General features: G+C 78.3%; 4 protein-coding genes. 2 read left to right on the forward strand and 2 right to left on the reverse strand.

What is annotated here, in order from left to right:
• Together G6O69_RS41160 and G6O69_RS38200 are read left to right on the forward strand one after the other, a co-directional pair.
• Positions 1–365 (forward strand): hypothetical protein (locus G6O69_RS41160; RefSeq protein ID WP_255216841.1); only part of this gene is annotated, 365 nt, incomplete at its 5' end.
• A gap of 51 nt (positions 366–416) precedes the next feature.
• Complete coding sequence (locus G6O69_RS38200; RefSeq protein ID WP_176397365.1) at positions 417–1076, forward strand: hypothetical protein; 660 nt, start codon at positions 417–419, stop codon at positions 1074–1076.
• Positions 1077–1147: 71 nt separating this feature from the next.
• Here the strand turns inward: G6O69_RS38200 and G6O69_RS38205 are convergent, their stop codons facing one another.
• Positions 1148–1363, reverse strand: coding sequence for a hypothetical protein (locus tag G6O69_RS38205; protein WP_172307459.1), 216 nt, complete (start codon positions 1361–1363; stop codon positions 1148–1150).
• Between the two features lie 302 nt (positions 1364–1665).
• Positions 1666–2079 carry a hypothetical protein gene (locus G6O69_RS41165; protein WP_255216842.1) on the reverse strand — a complete coding sequence of 138 codons (414 nt, stop codon included), beginning with the start codon at positions 2077–2079 and terminating at the stop codon, positions 1666–1668.
• Between the last annotated feature and the right edge of the window lie 1057 nt (positions 2080–3136).

Below are 3136 nucleotides of genomic sequence, written 5' to 3' on the forward strand. Positions count from 1 at the left end.
CACCAGACGTTGGCGATCCGGCTCAGCTCGAGCCGCTCCTGAGCGACGGGCGGTCGCGCGACGTACCGGCACAGTCGCTCGAGTCGACGACGATCTCGACCGTCGATTGCCGGACCTGCGTGGACGTTGACGCCACCGACTTCGGCGACCGACTCGCCGGTGCAGGGACCTCGCAGACCGGATGCACGAGCTTGCGCGTGCGTTGCCCGGGCGCAGGGCCGAGCAGCTGGCGATTCGCCAACTTGGTCGTCAACGGGCTTCCCGACGGCCTCACCTGGGCGGACATCGAGAAGCAGCTCTACGCCGGGAAGGCGAGCTCGGCCGAGCTCGCGGACCTGCTCGAGCCGCTCTTGCGGACGCTGTGAGCGAGCACGGCGCCTTGAAGCCCCGATGACGCTGTGATATCCGCGGTGAGCATGCCGGCCTCGGTCCTCGCCCTCGCGCTCCTGATCGCCGGCCGAGTGCACGTCGAGAGCGCCGAGCACCCGGGGGTCGCGGTCGAGTTCGACGACGAGGGCTTGTGCCTATGGACGCCCGAGGAGCAGCGTAGCTGCCCGCCCGAATTGCACGCGCGCCTCGCCCCGCTGGCTGCCGAACTCGACGGGGAGGAGCCCGGCGAGCTGCTCGTGCTGGCCTTCGTGCCCCGCTTCGAGGCCGGAGGAGACCTCGCGCTCTCGGTCTCGACTCGCCCGCCGCAGCCGCGGACCGAGGGCGACGAGCTGCGCTTTGCGACAGCCCAGCTCGAGCTGCTCTGCGGTGACCATCGCCACATGGGCCGTCGAGACCAGCTCTACACCCTCGAGGAGTTTGGCGGCGTGCCTACCCTCGCCTTCGTCGAGTTCTTCGATCAGCTCGCGTTCAGCTATCACCGCGTCTTTCGCGGCCGACAGGCGCTCGTGTCCTCACAGGTTCGCTGGTGGCCGCCGGAGTCCGCGAAGGCTCGCCCGACCGCGGAGGCCGAGCCCTGGGCCGATCGCCTGGACGCAGGCGTGCGAGTGGACGCCGCGCTCGCCGAGCCCGACGACGCCCCGCTCGAGACCTCGGCGTGGCTGCCCGGGCGCTGCGTATCTTCTTGAGCGTCGCCGCGCCGCTGATCGCGGTCGTCGTCCTCGTCGCTACGCTCCGCAGGCGCTGACAGGGCCTTTCTTCAGCCCTGCTCGCGCGCGCGCAGCCAGGCGTCGATGTCCTCGAGGGCGCCGCGCTCGGCCGGGTCCACGCCGTGCACCGGTCGAGCGTGCCCACGGCCGCCGAGGCCCTCGAGCAGTCCGAGCTCGCGCCGTTGCTCGGCCTGATGATCGGGCCACAGCTTCCGCCCCGGACCCTCGAGGGGGCCCGGCTGCGCTTTGGTCGTGGCCAGGGCCACCGCACGCTGCGGGAGCTCGACCGGGCGATCGTCTGCTGGGCGCGGTGTAGCGAGCGGACGGCGAGGACGGCGAGGCTCCGATGGGGGATTCGCGGGCGCGCGGGCAGGCACCGGCAAGCAGTACGGGCGCGGACGTTGTGAACCGCGAGCGGCGCAAGTCGCCCTACGCGACCAAGGCTGCGTCGCTGCGCTGGGCGCGGGAACGAGAGCGCCACCTGCTGATCCATGGTCCGACGCCTCGCGGCAAACGTGCCGCCACCACTGAAAAGGAGATCCCCCACCTTCGCCGAGTTCACCCCGCGCTATATCGAGGGCCACATCAAGGCCAACGGCCTCGAGCCGAGCTCCAGCCGGAACATGTGCAGCCACCTGCGGGTGCACCTGATCCCGGCCTTCGGCGATCGACCTCTCGATGAAATCTCAGAAGAGGACGTCCAGCGCTTCAAGGCGAGCATCGCTGATCGCAACAACAAGACCATCAACTGCATCCTCACGACCTCGAGCACCTTCATGACCTGCGCAGCGCAGTTCGGGGTGATCGAGGCGCCACCCAGATCAAGCGCCTGCCCGAGGTCGACAAGCCCCGCGACTTCTACGACTTCGAGGAGTACGCCCTGCTTGTTCGCTCGGCTGGGATGGTCCTCGCCCCGCAACCTGGTAATGGTCTTGCTCGCTGGCGACGCGGGCTTGCGCTCGGGCGAGATCGTCGGTTGCATTGGTCGTCGATCGACTGGGCGCAGGGCAAGATCACGGTGGAGCGCACGTCGTACCAGCGACAGTTTCACCCGCCGAAACACAACCCCCCCCCCCCCCCCCCCCCCCCCCACCCCCCCCCCCCCCCCCCCCCCCCCCCACCCCCCCCCCCCCCCCCCCCCCCCCCCCCCCCCCCCCCCCCCCCCCCCCCCCCCCCCCCCCCCCCCCCCCCCCCCCCCCCCCCCCCCCCCCCCCCCCCCCCCCCCCCACCCCCCCCCCCCCCCCCCCCCCCCCCCCCCCCCCCCCCCCCCCCCCCCCCCCCCCCCCCCCCCCCCCCCCCCCCCCCCCCCCCCCCCCCCCCCCCCCCCCCCCCCCCCCCCCCCCCCCCCCCACCCCCCCCCCCCCCCCCCCCCCCCCACCCCCCCCCCCCCCCCCCCCCCCCCCCCCCCCCACCCCCCCCCCCCCCCCCCCCCCCCCCCCCCCCCCCCCCCCCCCCCCCCCCCCCCCCCCCCCCCCCCCCCCCCCCCCCCCCCCCCCCCCCCCCCCCCCCCACCCCCCCCCCCCCCCCCCCCCCCCCCCCCCCCCCCCCCACCCCCCCCCCCCCCCCCCCCCCCCCCCCCCCCCCCCCCCACCCCCCCCCCCCCCCCCCCCACCCCCCCCCCCCCCCCCCCCCCCCCCCCCCCCCCCCCCCCCCCCCCCCCCCCCCACCCCCCCCCCCCCCCCCCCCCCCCCCCCCCCCCCCCCCCCCCCCCCCCCCCCCCACCCCCCCCCCCCCCCCCCCCCCCCCCCCCCCCCCCCCCCCCCCACCCCCCCCCCCCCCCCCCCCCCCCCCACCCCCCCCCCCCCCCCCCCCCCCCCCCCCCCCCCCCCCCCCCCCCCCCCCCCCACCCCCCCCCCCCCCCCCCCCCCCCCCCCCCCCCCCCCCCCCCCCCCCCCCCCCACCCCCCCCCCCCCCCCCCCCCCCCCCCCCCCCCACCCCCCCCCCACCCACCCCCCCCCCCCCCCCCCCCACCCCCCCCCCCCCCCCCCCCCCCCCCCCCCCCCCCCCCCCCCCCCCCCCCCCCCCCCCCCCGCCCCCCC

This window comes from Pseudenhygromyxa sp. WMMC2535, from assembly GCF_011083025.2.

Excerpts from the sequence above, each read along its gene's own strand:
- G6O69_RS38200 (WP_176397365.1), top strand. The coding sequence starts at position 417 with ATGCCGGCCTCGGTCCTCGCCCTCGCGCTCCTGATCGCCGGCCGAGTG.
- G6O69_RS41165 (WP_255216842.1), bottom strand. The coding sequence starts at position 2,079 with ATGCAACCGACGATCTCGCCCGAGCGCAAGCCCGCGTCGCCAGCGAGC.